Genomic DNA, 874 nt, shown 5'->3' on the forward strand with positions numbered 1-874 from the left:
CTGCAATACGTTGGAAATGTAAAAAAGCAGGGTTGGGTGGATTAATTTAACAAAAAACCGTTCAAGCAATGTATTTTCTTGTAAAATATCAAGCTTCATTTTTAAAAAATATTCGGATTAGTTACCGATTTTGACCGACGGAAGGGTTATGGATTTTCGTTTTGACATTATTTATGAATACCGCTGGATGTTTTTTTACGGCGTATTAGCGACGCTGGGAATTACAGTGGTTGCAACGATTGGCGGTTCGATTTTAGGTTTGCTGTTGGCATTGGCTCGTTTGGTTAATCCGGAAAAAGCCGGTGCGCCGATACGTGCATTGGCTTGGGTTTTGCGTAAGATTTCTTTTGTGTATGTTGCATTGTTCCGCGGTACGCCATTGCTTGCTCAAGTTATTATTTGGGCTTTTGTTATTTTCCCATTTTTTGTACATCCTACCGATGGTGCATTAATCAGCGGAGAATCTGCAATTAATTTTCGTCGCTCTTATGGCCCATTGATCGCAGGTGTAATGGCTTTGATTGCCAACTCAGGTGCATATGTTTGTGAGATTTTCCGTGCCGGTATCCAGTCGATTGATAAAGGCCAAATGGAAGCCGCACGTTCTTTGGGTCTGACCTATACCCAGGCGATGCGTTATGTGATTTTACCTCAGGCTCTTCGCCGTATGTTGCCGCCACTTGCAGGTGAATTTATCACACTTTTGAAAGATAGTTCTTTGCTGTCTGTTATTGCAGTTCCTGAACTTATGTCTGTTCAAAAAGCAATCACAGGTCAGTATTCGATATTCCAAGAGCCACTTTATACGGTTGCATTGATTTATCTTGTATTGACGAGTGTATTAGGATGGGTATTCTTACGTTTGGAACGTCGC

The 874-nt window shown here is 41.4% G+C and carries 1 protein-coding gene; it reads left to right on the top strand.

Annotation, left to right across the window (positions count from 1 at the left end; translation table 11 throughout):
• Positions 1–148 precede the first annotated feature (148 nt).
• Positions 149–874, top strand: a 726-nt coding sequence (locus tag ACTHUR_RS12715; protein WP_440398849.1) for an amino acid ABC transporter permease, incomplete at its 3' end; no start/stop codon positions are given.

The sequence above is a fragment of the Neisseria sp. P0021.S007 genome (genome assembly GCF_051956855.1).